This is a genomic window from Acinetobacter lwoffii, from assembly GCF_024129735.1.
Lineage (GTDB): Bacteria > Pseudomonadota > Gammaproteobacteria > Pseudomonadales > Moraxellaceae > Acinetobacter > Acinetobacter lwoffii_H.
Genome location: NZ_JAMXXK010000011.1, coordinates 52,730 through 71,807, shown reverse-complemented (window position 1 = coordinate 71,807; position 19,078 = coordinate 52,730). Strand labels below are relative to the sequence as shown.

Sequence of the window (19,078 nt, the reverse complement as noted above, 5' to 3'; positions counted from 1 at the left end):
GCTTGAAAATCATTTCAAAGCCTTTGATTTAGTGTTCTTTTATATCAATAATGGATTCGTTTAATGCCAGCATACTTTTTGAAACACCACCGAATTTTGAACCCTCTAAAGGAGTAACTTTAGTTTTTGATATTTCATCCTGATATTTACGATTGACCCATTTTAGCCCTAGATCCCAATTCTGGATTTGTGTATTCAGGCCTAAAACAGTCTCGTCACTGAAAGGGGTATTGAGCGCTGAACTACGCGCACCGCTGGATAGTGTAGTTTGTGTTTCTACCCAAGGTGCATGTGGGTTTTCACGTGACAGTTTGTAGAGCAAATCATTTTGAATTTCATTCAGTTCTGTACCTAACGTTTGCTGACCATAGTAGCGATTCCACCCAGCGGATAAATGCAATTGATCATTACTAAAGGGTTTGTAAGAGAAACGACTACGAGGGGCAATATTGATATTACTACTTAAAGAGTCATAATCAGCACGAACACCAAAGCGTGTTGAAATTTGATCATTCCATTGAATATTGTCTTCAATAAATATATTTAGGCGATCTTGCTGGGCTTGAATATCACCAGCTTTGTACAGAGTGCCACCAGCGATATATTGTCCATTCCAACCATTTATCGTTAGTTTATCATCACAATATAGGTCACTTTGAAGGCAGGTAGTATCTTTGCCAAGTTCTTTTAAGTTGATCTTTGTCGCGAGTAAAACATCCTCGGCTCGTTTCCACTCAACATGAGCATGGCTATAACCCGCACCTAGAGTCATGTTGTGTTGGGATTGACCAACTTTAAATGGGTCTATATTGGCTTGTAGGTCGTAAGAGAGAACGTCTTGGAGTTGTTTGATTTCTCCCATGATGGCGCCTTCTCGAACAACATCGGTATTATTCCAATCTTTACTTCCTTCGGCGTAGTACCAATGCATACTGTAGTTATTATCTGCAATGCGTTGTGTCGCCGAGTTTTGGAAATTAAGTTTATGTACGAGAGTACCTAGATTGAATTGGTGTTCGAGTTCAGAGAATAATGTAAGTGTTTCGGTTTCAGTGGTACTTCCCGAATCACGATTGCTGTCCACATAGCTCAAACTGTCCAGCAATCCATAATCCAAACCAAACTTCGCTTTGGTTGAGGCGTTTGGTGTATAAAATAATGTTGCACCAAGATTTGAGATATGTCGTTCTTGATCAATTGTTTTAGGTGTTTCAAAGCCACTTTTGACTGGGATGATAGACTCTCTTTGAGAAGCATAAGCATTAAAGCCCCAATCATTCGAGAGCTTCCCATAAATATTGGTGCTTACACCTTGTTTGGTATATTCCTTTTGGTAGTCATCTGTAGGTTCTTCAAATTTACTTTCTTCTAAAGGTGAAATTGAGTTGTAGCGAGCCCAATCACTTTCAGTGTAATCGTAAGTGATAGAACCGTGAATTTTACCTATCTCTGTTTGCGGTGCGCATATTTTAGCATTTATAACACCACCTGTGAATTGACCATAAGCGGCAGACACATTGCTATCTAATACTTCAAGCTCACAAAGTAGGTCAGTGTTCACTGCCATAGCTTGTGCGCCAGTCCCAATATCTTGAAACGTATTTGTGTTTGAATTTGCTGGATTAATAAGTAGGTTGTTGGAAACACCATTCACAATGAAATTGTTTTGGAAGGTTTGTGCACCATTAATTGAGATTTCGGCAGGTTTAATTTCACCTTGAGAACCTGCTGCAAGTTGTGACTGACTAAACTGCACATTCGGATTCACTTTTAAAAAATCGGTAATGTTCTTTGAGCTATTCGGCGTCTTTTCTAAATCTTCTTTTGAATAAATGGTTTTTCCAACTTCATTTTCTTGCTGAGCTTCGATAATAATTGTGTTGAACTTAACCGTAGCTTCCTTGAGGATGGATTCTTGATAATTTGATTCTTCTGCAAAACTAGATGTTGATAAAGCTGTTAGAACCGCAATAGAAAGTGGGGAATAAGCAAAACGCATGAGAAGGGTTAAATCTGCGAAAGATAATGGAAGTGATTATCATTAACTTAGAGTAGGTAATCAATAGTAATGAGAATTATTTTCATTAATTAATTGATAAAAGTGTAGGACTTGAGCAGCTTAAGATGCTGATCAAAGAAATATAAAGAAGAGAAAAAATAGATGGCGTCCCTACGGGGATTCGAACCCCGGTTACCGCCGTGAAAGGGCGATGTCCTAGGCCTCTAGACGATAGGGACGTTTAGAAGATGGCGGTATCTTATTGATCCGCCACCAGAGTGTCAAGCAGGTGAGGTGCGAGTTTGTTTAAAATATAGCAAAACAGTTCAGCGGTCTTCTGCGTATCATATAATGCAGAATGGGCTTCTTTGCCATCAAACTCAATCCCAGCCTGAATACAGGATTTTGCCAGTACGGTCTGACCAAACATCACCGCACTTAAAGTCACTGTATCGAAGACAGAAAAACTATGAAACGGGTTCTGGTTTTTGGTTCCGGTACGCGCAATCGCGGCCTGAAGAAAACCTAAATCGAAATGTGCATTGTGTCCGACTAAAACTGCATGGGTACAATTTTGCTGGCGACGCACTTCATTCACCGATTTAAAAATGCGCTTGAGTGCAGTTTTTTCATCTTCGGCCATTGCGATTCGCATTGGATTCGAAGGATCGATCCCAATAAACTCCAGCGAACGTCGGTCGAGATTTGCCCCTTCGAAAGGATTGATATGTGCATGGTAAGCTTGACCCGGCACAAATTGACCCTCCTCATTATAAACAATCGGAATGGCCGCAATTTCCAGCAATGCATCAGTCTGCGCATTAAAACCTGCAGTCTCGACATCGACAACTACAGGTAAGAATCCACGAAAACGTTGACCAATGATTGGGAGCGTTTCATTTGTCACACTTTTCTCCATTGAATGGTTTTACCAGCATACAGTGGGATAATCTGTTCACCATCCAGATAGTCTAAACTTTCAGGAATTATTTGATCTTCTTTGATCAGGGTAATTGTGCTGGTATTACGTGGTAGGCCATAGAAGTCTGCTCCAAAGTGGCTGGCAAAACCTTCCAGGCGTTCAATTTTACCCACTTGATCAAATGCCTGAGCATACAGCTCAATAGCAGTCGGCGCACTATAACATCCTGCACAGCCACACGCATTTTCTTTTGCATTTTTTGAATGCGGCGCGCTATCTGTTCCCAGGAAAAATTTAGGATTACCGCTGGTTGCGACTTCCAGCAAAGTTTGCTGATGCGTTTGACGTTTTAAAATCGGCAAGCAGTAGAAATGCGGCTTGATCCCACCAACCAGCATGTCATTGCGGTTAAACAATAAATGTTGCGGCGTAATGGTTGCAGCGACATTACGGTCTTGCTCAAGTACAAAGTTTGCTGCTTCGCTGGTGGTGATGTGTTCGAGCACCAGTTTCAGCTTGGGAAATTGTCTGAGTAAGGGAGCCAGCACTTCATCCAGGAAACGCTTTTCACGGTCAAAAATATCGACATGATTATGCGTCACTTCACCATGTAGCAATAAAGGCACTTGGTGTTCTTCAAGCTGTTCAATTACGCCGTAGACTTTGCTCATATCGCTCACACCACTATCGGAGTTGGTGGTCGCACCCGCAGGATAGAGCTTGATGGCATTGACATGCGCAGATTCTTTGATCTTTTTAACTTCGCTTGCCGGGGTGTTGTCAGTGAAATACAGCACCATACGCGGGTCGAAATTTACCCCTTCAGGCACATGTGCCATGATACGTTCACGGTAGGCATTGGCTTCTTCGACAGTTTTAACGGGTGGCACCAGATTTGGCATGCAAATGGCGCGAGAAAACTGCTTGGCTAAATCGGGAACGGTACGTTGAAGTGCTAAACCATCACGCAGGTGAACGTGCCAATCATCTGGCTGGAGAATCGTAATCGTATTCAAGGCAAATTCAGTCGAACAAATAAAACAAATGATAATCCATCTATAGTAAAAATGGTAACGAGAAAGCGCTACAAAATAAGGGATATGTATAAATTAATTTTAAAAAGTATGTTATTTTAAAATTAATAAAAAAATTACATAAATACTTGGCAATGGAATACAAGTACAATCTAGCGAAATTGCAAGATGATAAAGAAGACATAGAACAACTGATTACACGGCAAAGCCAGCGTGTAGGCCCGGTCTTCCCTCAAAATCTGGAACAAGAATTCTGGACCAAAAATCTGGAACGCGCCCGCAAACATGTCGAAAAATATGTGTGGGCTGGAGTACTAGCCTATTTCCTTTTTTTGGTGGTGATGATTCCCACAGATTACTGGAGCATCAGCAAAGAATATTTCGTACATGATTTTGTCCTGTGTATGTTGGGCTTGCTCAATGGCGGCGTGTCGCTAATTATCTTTTATATGTTCTCGTGCTTACCCAAGATCAAGCGCTTTTTTCCTCAGGCTTCGATGCTGTTGGTATTCTGGGTACAGGTGTCAATTTCATGTATCACCATGTCGATTAAAACTGATGCCTTGCAGCATCAATCCATGGCGATAGTCACGATCGTATATATCCTGGGTTATATTCTGACCGGTATTAAACCGATTCAGATGCTGGTCACCGGATTACTCGCTGCGGCAACTACTATTCTTGTATTGTTTAGCCTTTCAGTTGAATTTAATCCTATGGTTTTTGGACGGATTTTAATTGGAAGTTGCTTGCTGGGTTATGTGATTAGCCATATGATTTTTGCCCGTGAGCGTGTGATTTTTCTCTATAGTATTCGCGCCAGAATCAGTGAGCAGATCCAGCGTATTCATACCAACGAATTATTACATTTGAGTCAGTATGATGAACTGACCAAGATTTCCAATCGACGCACCTTTGATGAGACACTGGAGGTCCATTTCGAACGTGCACGCCGTGAAGAAACGGCTTTGGCGATTCTGTTTATCGATGTGGATTTCTTTAAAAATTACAACGATTTTTATGGACATCAGAAAGGTGATGATGTCATTTCGACGATTGCCAAAACCATCAAGAATGCGATCCGTCATATGGACTTTGTCGCACGTTATGGCGGGGAGGAGTTTGTAGTGCTCTTGCCAGAAACGGATGCACATGGTGCTTATGCAGTGGCTTCAAATATTTTTAAGGCGATTGACCGTCTGGAAATCCCGCATGAAAAATCCTCGGTTGCGAAACATATCACCATCAGTTTAGGCATTACCGTCTATCGTGGTGAGGAAGATATTGATAAGGATGCATTGTTGGGAATCGCGGATCAGGCGCTATATCGTGCCAAACAGCTTGGACGCAACCAGATTTATTATCAGTCTATTCGATCAGTCAATTCAGATATTGCAAATGGCTAGAGATTATTAAAATGAATAAAACAATCATCAATAAAAAACCGCGCTCAGGGCGCGGTTTTTTGCTTAAGACAAAACTTAGTTTTTGTCTTTCAGTTGTGGCACTGCAGATGCAGAACCGACTGCCAGTAAACCAGTTTCTGTATAGATGCCCAGTTTCGCACGTGTATCCGTGATATCCAGGTTACGCATAGTCAACTGACCGATACGATCCATCGGCGAGAACATAGAATCACCTTTCTCCATAGTTAAACGCTCAGCTTCATAAGTGAGGTTAGGAGATTCAGTGTTCATAATGGTGTAATCATTACCACGACGAAGTTCGATTGTTACTGTGCCAGTAACTGCTTTAGCGACCCAACGCTGTGCAGTTTCACGTAGCATAAGCGCTTGAGAATCGAACCAGCGACCTTGGTACAGCAAACGACCTAAACGTAAACCGTTAATGCGGTATTGTTCAATCGTATCTTCGTTATGAATACCCGTTACCAGACGCTCATAAGCGATGTGAAGCAGCGCCATACCCGGAGCTTCATAGATACCGCGAGATTTCGCTTCGATGATACGGTTTTCGATTTGATCCGACATACCTAGACCGTGACGGCCACCGATGCGGTTCGCTTCAAGAATAAATTCAACTGGATCTTCAATGCGTTGACCGTTGATAGCAACCGGGAAGCCTTCTTCAAAAGTAATCGATACTTCTTCAGCTTTTACTTCTACGTCATCTTTCCAGAACGCAACGCCCATGATTGGCTCAACGATTTTGATGCCTGCATTCAGGTATTCAAGATCTTTAGCTTCGTGCGTCGCACCCAGCATGTTTGAGTCAGTTGAATAAGCTTTTTCTTTTGACATTTTATAGTCAAAACCATTGTCGATCAGGAACTGTGACATTTCTGCACGTCCGCCCAGCTCGTCAATGAAAGTTTGGTCTAACCAAGGCTTGTAGATTTTAAGCGCAGGATTGGTCAATAAACCATAACGGTAGAAACGTTCAATGTCGTTGCCTTTATAAGTCGAACCGTCACCCCAGATGTTAACGTCATCTTCTTTCATGGCAGTGACAAGCATGGTGCCAGTTACTGCACGACCCAATGGCGTCGTGTTGAAATAAGGCATACCACCTGTAGAAATATGGAACGCGCCACATTGAATTGCAGCAATACCTTCTAATGCAAGCTGTAAACGGCAGTCGATTAAACGTGCTTTTACTGCGCCATAAGCTTCAGCTTTTTTTGGAATCGCATCGTAATCGTCTTCGTCTGGCTGACCCAAGTTAGCTGTGTAAGCATAAGGTTCAGCGCCTTTTTGTTTCATCCACAAAAGAGCAGCAGAAGTATCTAGACCACCAGAGAAGGCAATACCAACTTTTTTACCTACTGGGACATTCTGCAAGATAGTTGCATTATCAGACATTGTTCATCCTAATGATATGAAATAGGCACGCCAGAATTGGTGGCCTGAAAAAATACATATTGCATCAATTGTATCATTAATTTATTTAGGTTTGCTTTAGAAAAGAAAAACTCGTTTTAAAATCTCTATTCAATAGGCTTAAATAATCATAAATCGCACGATTTTCACCAGAATCCTGCTGAAAACGGAAGAAATTGGTTATATTCAGCCGAATAAAGTTAAAAATCAGATAAAACAGGAATAAAAGCATGGCGACTCGCATCCCACCTTTACCTAATTTAAATCCTAAAGCTAAGAATGAAACGCTGGCACTGTTGCATGGGATTTATGCCGGCCTGATTGGTTTTAGTACAGTGCTGTTTTTATATCTTGAATATCAGCAATCCAGTATTTCCATGCTGAGTTTAGGTGTGGTGCTGCTGCTTTTAGGCTTGCTGATGTTTTTTAATATACAGGCCAGTATCAAGGTCAAGCAGGGCAATGGTTCAGGGCGGACATTATCCAGAGTGATGGCAATCCTCATGCTGTTCAGTTTTCCGATTGGGACAGTATTGGGTGCGATTGCATTATGGAAATCCAGCGCACGACAATGGCAGAACTAATTCGTCATGTATAGAGTGAGCTGGTTTCGAAGATTGATGTTTGTGCCTGAAAATGCTGAACTCAGGGTCATAAAAAGCTTCTGAAAATCAGTTAAAGTAAGGGAATGACTTGCTCAGCCAAATATAATCAGGGATTTGTTATGACCACGACGCGCTATGCCAACATTTTAAAGCCACTGCATTTGGGTTTTACCACCATTAAAAACCGGGTGGTGATGGGGTCGATGCATACTGGTCTGGAAGACCGCTTCTATAACTATCCTAAACTGGCAGCGTATTTTGGCGAACGAGCAAAGGGTGGCGTAGGTCTGCTGATTACAGGGGGAATATCGCCAAACCGTCAGGGCTGGTTGTTGCCGGCGGGCGGTACCATGAATACCTTGGGGGATATTGCGCCGCATCGTCTGGTGACACATGCAGTGCATAAGCATGGTGCTAAAATTCTTTTACAGATTCTGCATGCCGGACGTTATGGCTATCAGCCTTTTGTGGTTTCGGCCAGCCCGATCAAATCACCAATTTCTCCTTTTAAACCGCGTGAAATGTCAGATAAACAGATCCTGAATACCATTCAGGATTATGTGAAAACTGCCATCATTGCCAAAAAGGCTGGCTATGATGGCGTGGAAATCATGGGTTCTGAAGGCTATTTGCTGAATCAGTTTTTAAGTCGTCATGTCAATCAGCGTAACGACCGTTGGGGCGGCCCGATTGAAAACCGGATGCGTTTTGCCGTAGAAATTGTTAAAGCGATTCGCGCTGAAATTGGTGAGAAATTTATTATCTGTTTCCGTTTGTCACTTCTCGATTTGGTACATGATGGCAATACCATGCAGGAAGTGATTACCGTAGCTAAAGCTTTGGAAAAGGCAGGAATTACTTTGCTCAATACCGGGATTGGCTGGCATGAAGCACGTATTCCAACTATTGTGACTTCCGTGCCTCGAGCTGCTTTTGTCGATTACACGGCTGAAGTTAAGAAACATGTTTCGGTGCCGGTGATTGCATCTAACCGGATCAATATGCCAGACACTGCCGAAGCAATTCTGGCTTCTGGTCAGGCAGATATGGTGCAGATGGCACGTCCACTTTTGGCAGATGCGTTCTGGGTCAATAAAACTGCAACCAATCGTGTTGATGAAATCAATACCTGTATTGCCTGTAATCAGGCTTGTCTGGATCATACCTTTAAAAACCAGCGCGCAACCTGTCTGGTCAATCCGCGTGCCGCTTATGAAACCGAACTGGTCTATGTCAAAACCAAAAAACCGAAAAGTATTGCAGTGATTGGTGGTGGTGTTGCAGGTCTGTCAGCGGCTACTGTCGCAGCCAGTCGCGGGCATGATGTCACTTTGTTTGAGGCCAGTCATGAAGTAGGCGGGCAGTTCAATCTGGCTAAAGTGATTCCGGGGAAAGAAGAATTTCACGAAACGATTCGTTATTTTAAAGTGCAGCTAGAAAAAACTGGAGTTGATCTGCGTCTCAATACCCGAGTCAACCGCGAGCAGTTGGAGCGTGAGGGTTTTGATGAGGTGATTGTGGCTACAGGGGTTGTGCCGCGTGCCTTGAATATCGAAGGCAGTCAGGCACCACAAGTATTATCTTATGCAGAAGTGCTACGTGGCGCACCTGTCGGTGATCGTGTTGCGGTCATTGGCGCAGGCGGGATCGGTTTTGATGTGTCCGAGTTTTTATTAAAGCCACCGCATCAAATACAGCCGCAACCTGTGGATGAGTGGAAGCGTGAATGGGGTGTAGATTCTCATCCAGATTATCTGACTGAAGGCGGGTTACAGCGTGCTGAAGTAGAACCTCCAGTACGGGAAATTTATCTATTACAACGTAAAAAGACACCGCTTGGCGCAGGACTAGGCAAGACTTCAGGCTGGGTACATCGTGCCCAGTTAAAAAAACATGCCGTGCGGATGTTGCGCGGTGTGCAATATAAATCTGTCACGGATGAAGGCTTATGGATTGAGGTAGATGGCCATGCTCAATTATTGCGTGTGGATACCATTGTGGTATGTGCAGGTCAGGAATCGGTAAAAGACCTGATGCCGAGTGCTGGGGAAAATACCTTGGCGCAGTATCATATTATTGGCGGTGCAAAACTGGCTGCTGAACTCGATGCCAAGCGCGCCATTCGTGAGGGAGCGGAATTAGCAGCAAAACTGTAAGGATTTGATGAAACTATATGCAGTTGATTGCATTCACTGTAATTTTCACTTGTCAGCCGGACAAAAGCTCCGTATTATTGCGCCCATGGAAGCGTGGCAGAGCGGTTTAATGCACCGGTCTTGAAAACCGACGAGGGTGTGAGTCCTCCGTGAGTTCGAATCTCACCGCTTCCGCCAAATTTTAAAAATCCAGTCTATTTGACTGGGTTTTTTTATGTCTCAATATTTTTCAGTTGTTGATCCACTTGATAAGGCAGTTAATTCCTCTCATCATTCTCTGCTGAGTTAAATACAACTTAAGATCATTTCAATATTAAAAACTTTGATTGAAAATACCCAGGTTAGCTTTGATTTCGGGTGATTTTTAGCTGAATAAACCGCTTTTTATAGAAGTTTCGCTAAATTTTATTGCCAAAAATCTAATTTATTTATATGATGGCGGCCAAGGAAGCGTGGCAGAGCGGTTTAATGCACCGGTCTTGAAAACCGACGAGGGTGTGAGTCCTCCGTGAGTTCGAATCTCACCGCTTCCGCCAAATTTTAAAAACCCCAGTCGAAAGATTGGGGTTTTTCTTTTTAGGCTACAGATCTTGAATATTAAATTCTTCAGTCCTGAACTTAATTCATAAAATCTTGAAAAATGGACGTATCGGCCAAATATAGAGTCAGAGGCGTCAACGCGCTATCATACGCCCAAGCATCATATGGATCTCATTATGAAAATTGTCGCAGATGAAAATCTGGCATTTACCGATTATTTCTTTTCCGAATTTGGTGACATTCAACATTGTGCAGGGCGAACCTTAAGCGCAGATGATGTCAAAGATGCCGATAGCTTGCTGGTACGTTCAGTGACTCAGGTCAATGAAGTACTGCTACAGAATAGTTCGATCAAATTTGTGGGCAGTGCCACCATTGGTACAGATCATTTGGATATTGCTGCATTAGAACAACATGGGATTCAGTGGAGTAATGCAGCCGGCTGTAATGCGCAAGCAGTGGCTGAATATGTCATTACCGCATTATTGCAGGTACGTCCTGAATTACTCGATGCCAATACGACATTTACCCTGGGTATTGTCGGTTTGGGTAATGTCGGCACCCGGTTGGCCTACATGGCGAAGCTCTTGGGCTGGCGCGTGATCGGTTGCGATCCTTTTGTGCAAAGAGAGCAGGTTGATCAAGTCGAATTTCATGAACTGCTGCAGCAGGCGGACGCCGTTTCAATTCATGTCCCTTTAACCAAAACAGGCATATATCCAACCTATCATTTATTTAATGCTACTGCGTTGGCAAAAATGCAGCCTGACGCGATCCTGATTAACTCAGCGCGTGGGCCAGTGATTGAAGAAACTGCCTTAATTCAAGATATTAAAGCGACACAACGCCCCGTAATTTTGGATGTTTTTGAACACGAACCGCTGATTTCAGCAGAACTTCTGGATCTGGTGACTTTGGTGACTCCGCATATTGCCGGCTATAGCCTGGAAGGCAAGGCACGTGGTACCCAGATGATTTACGAAGCTTTTTGTCAAACTTTCGGTTTTGCAGCCAATAAACAGTTTGAATCCCAGCTGCCTATCTGTGAGCAGTTTTTTCAGGGGCAGGATTTAAAAATGGCATTGCAACAGCATTTATCCCAAATTTATGACATTGCTCGTGATGATGCCAATCTACGTGCCTGTCTCAAAGAAGGCAAAATCGATCAGCAGGCATTTGATCATTTACGTAAAACCTATCCGCTGCGTCGTGAGTGGGCAGCACATGGTGGGCCGAAGGCATGACGATGACGTATCAACCCACTTGTGACCTTCAAGCCATGCGTGCACGGGCGACCTTATATCGTCAAATCCGTCAATTTTTCGCTGAGCGGGATGTATTAGAGGTGGAAACACCGATTTTGTCTCAAGCCGGTGTGACCGATGTGCATTTAGCCTCGGTACAGGCACAGCGCCATGTGCTGGGTAAACTGAATACGCATTATTTGCAGACCTCACCCGAATTTGCTATGAAGCGCTTATTGGCCAGTGGTAGTGGACCCATTTACCAAATCTGTAAGGTCTTCCGCAATGATGAGCATGGACGCAAGCACAATAGCGAATTCACCATGCTGGAATGGTATCGCCCGGGATTTAGTTTAAAAGATCTGATGTTTGAAGTATCGGATTTGCTGAATGTGACTTTGAAAGCACGTTTTGGCGAAATCCGTCCGACCATTCTAAGCTATAAACATGCTTTCATGGATCGTCTGGATCTCAATCCACTTCAAGCCACTTTACAGGAACTGAAAGATTGCTGCCGCCGCGTTGGTCTTAATCTGGATCTGGGAAATGACCGTCTTGGCTATATCGACTTGTTATTTTCACATATGGTTGAACCTAGTCTGGGTTTTGATACTGCAGTATTCCTGACTGATTTCCCCCCTGAAATGGCATCACTGGCCAAAACCCGAACCGATGAAGATGGTGAACTGGTCGCCGCACGTTTTGAATTGTATATCGAAGGTTTAGAATTGGCCAATGCCTATGATGAGCTGATTGATGCCGACGTATTGCGTTCGCGCTTTGAGGCGGATAATGCAGAACGGGCCAAGCTGGGCTTGCATGTCATGCCGATCGATAAATATCTATTGGCAGCTTTACCGAATATGCCGGAATGTTCTGGAATTGCCCTTGGAATTGACCGTTTGTTGATGATTGCAACCAATCAAATGAAACTGGAGCAAGTGATTACTTTTCCGGCAGATATTTCCTGATGGTACTGATCCAATATTTCTTAATTCCTTTTGTGATAAAGAGAAATTAAGCTATTAAAAAAGCACCCGAGGGTGCTTTTTTATTATTCAATCGCTACGGTTTGTTGTGCTTTGAGTTCACCGAGTGCCTGAATCCGTCGTTCAATCAGCATTTCACCAATATCCGGACCCTGAATATCGGCAGGCAGGTCTTGTGCCTTGATGGCGCGTACGGTTTGCATGGCATCGAGGACATATTGTGCTTGTGGATAAGCACGATCTTCCAGACCTAGACGGCCACGTGAATCACATTCACACGCCTGGACGAAAGCTTCGACACGTTCAGGGCGACGTAACACATCCAGACGTTGCAATAATCGCCATAAGGTTCCCGGCTTAAGATTGAAGGCCTGATGGCATTTCAGATGCTCTTTGCACACCGCCAAAGCCAGCTGCTTGGTATACGTCGGCACTTTTAAACGGTCACACAGTTCATTCACTGGCTTGATGCCACGCTCTTCATGCATGATATGTCGCGGTAATTCTTCAACCGGCGTTAAAGCTTTTCCTAAGTCATGCACTAAAACGGCAAAACGTACATCCAGGCTATAATTTTGACGACATGCCTGCTGCAAGGACATCATCGTGTGAATGCCGCAGTCAATTTCCGGATGATATTCAGGTCGTTGCGGAATGCCATATAAGGCGTCAATCTCAGGGAAGAGTACCTTTAAAGCACCACACTCGCGTAATACTTCAAAATACACATCAGCATGACGTTCGGATAATGCACGGGAAGTTTCTTTCCAAACGCGTTCCGGTGTCAAGGCATTTAATTCACCCGATTCAGTCAAGCGTTGCATTAACGCCAAAGTTTCATCGGCAATCACAAAGCCTGCACTGGTATAACGGGCAGCAAAACGGGCAATGCGTAGCACGCGTAATGGATCTTCGACAAAAGCATCGGAAACATGACGTAGAATCCGCTTTTCCAGATCCTGTTGACCACCATAAGGATCATAAACCTGGCCGGCATCATCCATGGCCATGGCATTAATGGTCAGATCGCGACGAATCAGATCCTGCTCTAGCGTAACGCTGACATCGGTATGAAACTCAAAACCATGATAACCGGTGCCAGATTTACGTTCGGTACGCGCCAGTGCATATTCTTCTTTTGTTTGGGGATGTAGAAAAACAGGGAAATCTTTGCCTACGGGCTGATAGCCTAAGTCAAGCATTTGCGCGGGAGTTGCACCAACAACCACATAATCTTTTTCGTGATAGGGGTGTCCGAGCAAATGATCTCGAACTGCGCCGCCTACTAAATAAACTTGCATGAAAAAACCTCTATTCTTACAAGCATCATGCTACAGAATAGAGGTTTTCTCAAGTTAAGAAACGAGGCTGATGCGTCGTTATCTTGTCATTGGCTTAAAGTGCATCTTGTTCCGCTTGCTGGATTTCTGCAACAGTCAGTGCAGTCATGTTGATCACACGACGCGTAGTCGCAGTCGGCGTCAAAATGTGCACAGGTTTTGCAGCACCTAGAAGAATTGGACCAATCGTTACGTTGTTGCCTGAAGTTGCTTTTAACAGGTTAAACGAGATATTGGCTGCATCCAGATTTGGCATGATCAGCAAGTTTGCAGAGCCTTTGAAACGTGAATTCGGGAATGCAAACTGACGAATGTTTTCATCCAGAGCAGCATCACCGTGCATTTCACCTTCAACTTCCAGCTCGGGCGCGATTTCAGACAAGATGTCATATACCTTACGCATTTTTTGCGCGCTGGCATCATGCTGGTCTGAACCGAAGCTTGAGTGAGAAAGCAGGGCAATACGTGGCGTCATACCAAAACGGCGAACTTCTTCAGCAGCTAGAATCGTCATTTCAGCTAGCTGCTCAGCCGTTGGATTGGTGTTGACATAGGTATCGGCAATGAACAGGTTACGGTCTTCAAGCATCAAGGCATTCAGGGTAAAGAAGGTATTATGACCATCTTTCTTGCCAATGATGTTGCTGACGAAGTCCAGGTGAATGTCATAGCTTGAATACGTACCACACAGCATACCATCTGCCATGCCATGTTTCACAAGCATCGCTGCGATCAGGGTAGAGCGGCGACGTGCTTCACGCTGTGCGTATTCAGGCGTTACACCCTTGCGCTGCATGATGTTGTAGTAATCATCTGCAAACATTTCATAGTTGGGGTTCTTTTCCTGATCAACAATCGTGATATTCACGCCATCTTCAAGACGTAGACCCAATTTTTTGATGTTGGCTTCAATTACCGCTGGGCGACCCACCAGAATTGGAATTGCCAAACCATCATCTACCGCAATTTGAACTGCGCGAAGTACACGCAGGTCTTCACCTTCCGCATAAGCAATACGTTTAGGATCAGATTTGGCTTGTTCGAAAATCGGTTTCATCATGAATGCAGAGTTGTAGACAAACTCAGACAAACGTTGACGATAATGCGAGAAATCCGTGATTGGACGTGTTGCCACGCCAGAATCCATGGCTGCTTGTGCAACAGCAGGTGCGATTTCTAGAATCAAACGTTGATCCAGTGGTCCCGGAATCAGGTATTCACGGCCAAATGATGCAGATTTTTCACCATAAGTCGCCGCATCAGCTTCAACGTGTGCCATACGCGCGATCGCGTGGACACAGGCAATTTTCATTTCTTCGTTAATGGTGGTTGCACCAACGTCCAGTGCACCACGGAAGATGTACGGGAAGCACAGTGCGTTATTCACCTGGTTCGGATAGTCAGAACGGCCAGTTGCCATGATCACGTCATCACGTACTTCATGCGCATGTTCAGGCAGAATTTCTGGATCCGGGTTTGCCAAGGCAAAGATGATCGGATCTTCAGCCATGACCTTGACCATTTCTTTGGTCAAAATGCCCGCAGCAGAAAGACCGAGGAACATGTCTGCACCCGCAATCACGTCACCGAGCTGAGTGGCTTCGATGTCTTGTACATAGGCTTTCTTGGATTCATCCAGGCCTTCACGATGCGTAGTCAGCAGACCGCGTGAATCGGCAACGATGATATTCTCTTTTTTAGCACCCAGAGCACAAAGCAGATTCAAACAAGACAGTGCAGCAGCACCCGCGCCTGAAGCCACGATCTTGATATCTTCAATTTTTTTGCCGTTGATTTGTAACGCATTGAGGAGCGCAGAACCGACAATGATCGAAGTACCGTGCTGATCATCATGGAATACCGGAATATTCATGCGTTCACGCAGTTTTTGCTCGATATAGAAACACTCTGGCGCCTTGATATCTTCAAGGTTAATCCCGCCGAAAGTCGGTTCTAATGCAGCGACAATATCCACAATCTTGTCTGGATCATTTTCAGCAATTTCGATATCGAATACATCAACGCCAGCGAATTTTTTGAATAATACGCCTTTACCTTCCATCACTGGTTTAGAAGCCAAAGGACCAATATTACCCAGGCCAAGCACGGCAGTACCGTTGGTCACGACAGCAACCAGGTTGCCACGAGCCGTATACAATGCAGCAGTTGAAGGATCGCGTTCAATCTCAAGACATGGTGCAGCTACGCCAGGCGAGTAAGCAAGGGCCAAGTCACGTTGGTTGACCAATTGTTTGCTTGGTGTAACGCTGATTTTCCCCGGGGTAGGAAACTCGTGATAGTAAAGGGCCTGTTGCTTTAAAGATTGTTCGTCCATCAGTCTCTCGATCGTTGTAAAGATTACCCGGTCAGCGGGCAAAGAATTTATTTATGTTCCTGAATATACCATTTGTTAGCCAGTTCGGACAGACAAAGACGGCCGTTTTTCCAACAAACTTATTGTGGTGGGGTATGGACTTAGACTTGGGATATATAAGTCTGATGCGTCTTGTCTCGCACTAAATAAGCGGTTGCATCCTGCTCAGGAAGCGGTTTGGAAAATAAGTAACCTTGGGCAATATCACAGTCTAAATCACGTAGATATTCTAGCTGCTCTTCAGTCTCGATGCCTTCCGCGACCACGGTCATGCCCATGGCTTTACCCATGGCCACCATAGCACTGACAATGGCTGCCTGTTTGTTTTCCCCAATCTTGCAAACAAAACTGCGATCAATTTTTAGAGTATCAATCGGAAAATCAGCAAGATAGGAGAGAGAGGAATAACCTGTACCAAAATCATCCAGAGCAATATGAATATGTCGCTGTTTAATCTCATTCAACAGATTTTTGACCGCTTCCGAATTTTCGATTAAAGAAGATTCAGTAATTTCCAGTTCCAGGCTGGCGCCAGAAATATGGTTATCTGCAATGGCTTGGTCCAAATCATCGAGCAATTGACCACGGCGCAATTGCTGTGCCACGATATTGACTGATACACAAATATGATTAAAGCCCAGATCATTCCATTGGCGAATCTGTTTAGCGGCCTGCTGGATCACTAGACGGCCAATGTCTGAAATCAGGCTGGTCTGTTCAGCTAAAGGGATAAACAGCCCTGGCACAATAATGCCTTTTTCTGGATGATTCCAGCGAATCAGCGCTTCAAAGCCATAAATGCTTTGATCGCTGAAATTTATTTTTGGCTGATAATACACAACCAGTTCATTATTCTGGATCGCTTTACGCAAATCCCGTTCCAGAAAAACCCCTTTGTTCTGTAACGCATTATTGTCACTGGAATAAAAGTGAATAGTATTACCGCCAAGATTTTTGGCTTCGTTCAATGCCTGTTCTGCGCAGTTATTTAAATAATCCAGCTGACGGCCATGATCCGGATAAAATGCCACACCCATGGATAGGGTAATCACATGATCCTGACCGTAAATATTAAACGGTCTGCTAAAGGCCTGAGCAATGCGTTCACAATGGTGCTGAACTGAAGGGCGAATATGCGAAATTTCATAGAGAATCGCAAAATCATCTCCATTTAGATGTGCCACAAATAGCGCTTCTGCATTGGTCATCCGCAGCCGCTGCGCCACCTGGCGTAAAAGTTCATCACCGCCGTTATTGGACAGGTATTCATTTAATGGCCGGAAACGGTCGATGTTAAGCCGAATCACAGCCATCTCTTTAATCGAGTCTTTTTGCGAAACTAGATATTGATGCAGCTGATAATTATAATAAAAGCGGTTCGGTAAGTCAGTCAGCGTGTCATAATTTTCCAGATAGGACAGGCGCTGTTCCTGTAATTTACGTTCAGTCAGATCTGATACGATACCAATATAATGAGTAATCCTGCCTTCATCATCAGTCACGGCATTAATATGCAGCCATAAGGTCGACTCTTTACCAGACAGAAATTTTGCATAAACCTCTCCATCATAAGAACCAATCTTTTGAATCTGTTTGACAATATTGGCCTGAAAAGTACGTTGCTGGGATTTATTTTGCACTGCAATATCAAATAAGGATTTACCGATAATCTCGTCACGCTCAAAACCGCTCAAGTATTCGTAGTGAGGATTGACATCGATATAATCTAATTCAGGATTCAGAATGAAAATCCCTTCCGCAGCCTGTTCCAGTACACTGGCCACCAGCTTTAAACGTTCTTGAGACAGACGTTCCTGCTGGATATCACGACGGATGCCCACCATACGCAAGGGTTTTTTATTTTTAGGATCACGACTGATCACCCGGCCAATATCATGTACCCAACTCCAGCCACCTTCACTGAGCTTGATCCGGTAAGTGGCATCATAGCGTTCAATCTGGCCACGCAGATGCTGCTTCATATTGCGCTTAAAATAGGCCAGATCTTCAGGGTGAATCAGATACTGTAATTGCAGATGATGATCTTTGGAATCGCGCAGAATCTTTTCGTCTTTATGATTGGTTAAGGTGATGCTGCGCTCTTGAATATTCCAGTCCCATGGCCGAATACCGGCAATTTCATGTGCAAGTTTTAGATTCTGCTGCTGATTCTTCAGATCATGATTGATCTGTTCAATATCATAGGTACGTTCCCGTACTTTTTGCTCCAGCAATTGGTTACTGAGCTGTAATTGCTGTTCAATATCTTTGGATTTATTGACTTCAGTTTTGAGTTGCTGGCACAGTTCATCAGTCCAATGCACTTGCTGTTCTGCATTTTTCACCAAAATATCATTTTCCGCATACAGACGTGAGGTGCGGCTGTGAATTCGATAACTACTTGTCGCGCACAGCAGAATCACTATGAGCGCAAAGTTTAAGGCCAGACCAAAAAAGGGATTGGAATGACCGACATGGTCAAGCTGCGACAGTAAAAAAGGGAATAAGGACGGCAAAAAGACCAGACAAAAATAGCTCAGTTTCTGGGTCAGGTAGGTCAGGCCAAATGCTTGGCTTACAATCAGCAACAAGGCAGACAAGGTCAGTGCTTCAATATCTTCAAATACAGGATTGGCCTGCGGCAAATAGTAATAAATTGTATAAATACCGGCCGCGATACAGCTTCCGACTGCAAGGCTCTGCATCTGTAACCAGCGGTGCGCGCTTTTCTGATTATATTGTTCGGGTTTGAAATACAGCGTATTCACCAGCCAGCATATGCTGACCAGAAGTTCTGTCAGAATAAACCAGGTATTAAAATACGTATTAGAAGGACTATATTGAATGTGATAAATACAAAAAATATAGAGGCAAATCACCATGATACTGAGCAAAAAATAGCGACTATGGCGAAGCGTATTCGCAATTTGAGCATCATGCAAATGCTGCTGAATATAGTCGTCCTGATTATCAACCATGTGATTCAATGCCTGTATTCATCCTAAACGGTTTTCGTCCTTGTGCATTGTTGTTAT

General features: G+C 43.9%; 11 protein-coding genes, 3 tRNA genes and 1 pseudogene. 7 read left to right on the top strand and 8 right to left on the bottom strand.

Annotation, left to right across the window (positions count from 1 at the left end; all coding sequences use genetic code 11):
• Positions 1–1,495: 1,495 nt before the first annotated feature.
• The 4 genes and pseudogenes from NI469_RS15910 to pyrC form a co-directional block, all read right to left on the bottom strand.
• Positions 1,496–1,999 (bottom strand): annotated as a pseudogene (locus tag NI469_RS15910) (TonB-dependent receptor plug domain-containing protein); the annotation flags it as partial.
• A gap of 163 nt (positions 2,000–2,162) precedes the next feature.
• Positions 2,163–2,238: transfer RNA gene (locus tag NI469_RS04995), tRNA-Glu, on the bottom strand.
• A gap of 20 nt (positions 2,239–2,258) precedes the next feature.
• Positions 2,259–2,918, bottom strand: a complete 660-nt coding sequence (gene rnt / locus NI469_RS04990) for a ribonuclease T (protein WP_004279557.1) — start codon at positions 2,916–2,918, stop codon at positions 2,259–2,261.
• Positions 2,903–3,937 carry a dihydroorotase gene (pyrC, locus tag NI469_RS04985; RefSeq protein ID WP_253147613.1) on the bottom strand — a complete coding sequence of 345 codons (1,035 nt, stop codon included), beginning with the start codon at positions 3,935–3,937 and terminating at the stop codon, positions 2,903–2,905. Before pyrC ends, rnt begins: the two co-directional genes overlap by 16 nt.
• Before the next feature lie 152 nt (positions 3,938–4,089).
• Here pyrC and NI469_RS04980 point away from each other — a divergent pair, with 152 nt between their 5' ends.
• Entirely contained in the window at positions 4,090–5,361 is a 1,272-nt protein-coding gene (locus NI469_RS04980; RefSeq protein ID WP_253147612.1) for a GGDEF domain-containing protein, read from the top strand.
• Positions 5,362–5,436: 75 nt separating this feature from the next.
• On the opposite strand, the gene argG is transcribed toward NI469_RS04980, so the two are convergent.
• Positions 5,437–6,777 (bottom strand): argininosuccinate synthase, encoded by a 1,341-nt coding sequence (gene argG / locus NI469_RS04975; RefSeq protein ID WP_004279561.1) that lies wholly within the window; start codon positions 6,775–6,777, stop codon positions 5,437–5,439.
• A 248-nt stretch (positions 6,778–7,025) separates the two neighbouring features.
• Here argG and NI469_RS04970 point away from each other — a divergent pair, with 248 nt between their 5' ends.
• The 6 genes from NI469_RS04970 (at position 7,026) to epmA (ending at position 12,311) form a co-directional block, all read left to right on the top strand.
• Positions 7,026–7,379, top strand: coding sequence for a hypothetical protein (locus NI469_RS04970; RefSeq protein WP_044111519.1), 354 nt, complete (start codon positions 7,026–7,028; stop codon positions 7,377–7,379).
• Positions 7,380–7,519: 140 nt separating this feature from the next.
• Complete coding sequence (locus NI469_RS04965; RefSeq protein ID WP_253174542.1) at positions 7,520–9,556, top strand: FAD-dependent oxidoreductase; 2,037 nt, start codon at positions 7,520–7,522, stop codon at positions 9,554–9,556.
• Between the two features lie 87 nt (positions 9,557–9,643).
• A tRNA-Ser gene (locus NI469_RS04960) sits at positions 9,644–9,733 on the top strand.
• A 269-nt stretch (positions 9,734–10,002) separates the two neighbouring features.
• Positions 10,003–10,092 (top strand) — tRNA-Ser (locus tag NI469_RS04955).
• 180 nt (positions 10,093–10,272) lie between these two features.
• Positions 10,273–11,340 (top strand): 4-phosphoerythronate dehydrogenase, encoded by a 1,068-nt coding sequence (locus NI469_RS04950; protein ID WP_004645739.1) that lies wholly within the window; start codon positions 10,273–10,275, stop codon positions 11,338–11,340.
• Positions 11,337–12,311, top strand: coding sequence for an EF-P lysine aminoacylase EpmA (gene epmA, locus NI469_RS04945; protein WP_253174541.1), 975 nt, complete (start codon positions 11,337–11,339; stop codon positions 12,309–12,311). The genes NI469_RS04950 and epmA overlap by 4 nt, the downstream gene beginning before the upstream one ends.
• Positions 12,312–12,394: 83 nt before the next feature.
• Here epmA and NI469_RS04940 read toward each other — a convergent pair whose 3' ends face one another.
• From NI469_RS04940 to NI469_RS04930, 3 genes are all read right to left on the bottom strand, one after another.
• Complete coding sequence (locus tag NI469_RS04940) at positions 12,395–13,630, bottom strand: multifunctional CCA addition/repair protein (RefSeq protein WP_224215613.1); 1,236 nt, start codon at positions 13,628–13,630, stop codon at positions 12,395–12,397.
• A gap of 94 nt (positions 13,631–13,724) precedes the next feature.
• Entirely contained in the window at positions 13,725–16,004 is a 2,280-nt protein-coding gene (locus NI469_RS04935) for an NADP-dependent malic enzyme (protein ID WP_004280528.1), read from the bottom strand.
• A 140-nt stretch (positions 16,005–16,144) separates the two neighbouring features.
• Positions 16,145–19,021 (bottom strand): putative bifunctional diguanylate cyclase/phosphodiesterase, encoded by a 2,877-nt coding sequence (locus NI469_RS04930; RefSeq protein WP_253174540.1) that lies wholly within the window; start codon positions 19,019–19,021, stop codon positions 16,145–16,147.
• Positions 19,022–19,078 lie beyond the last annotated feature (57 nt).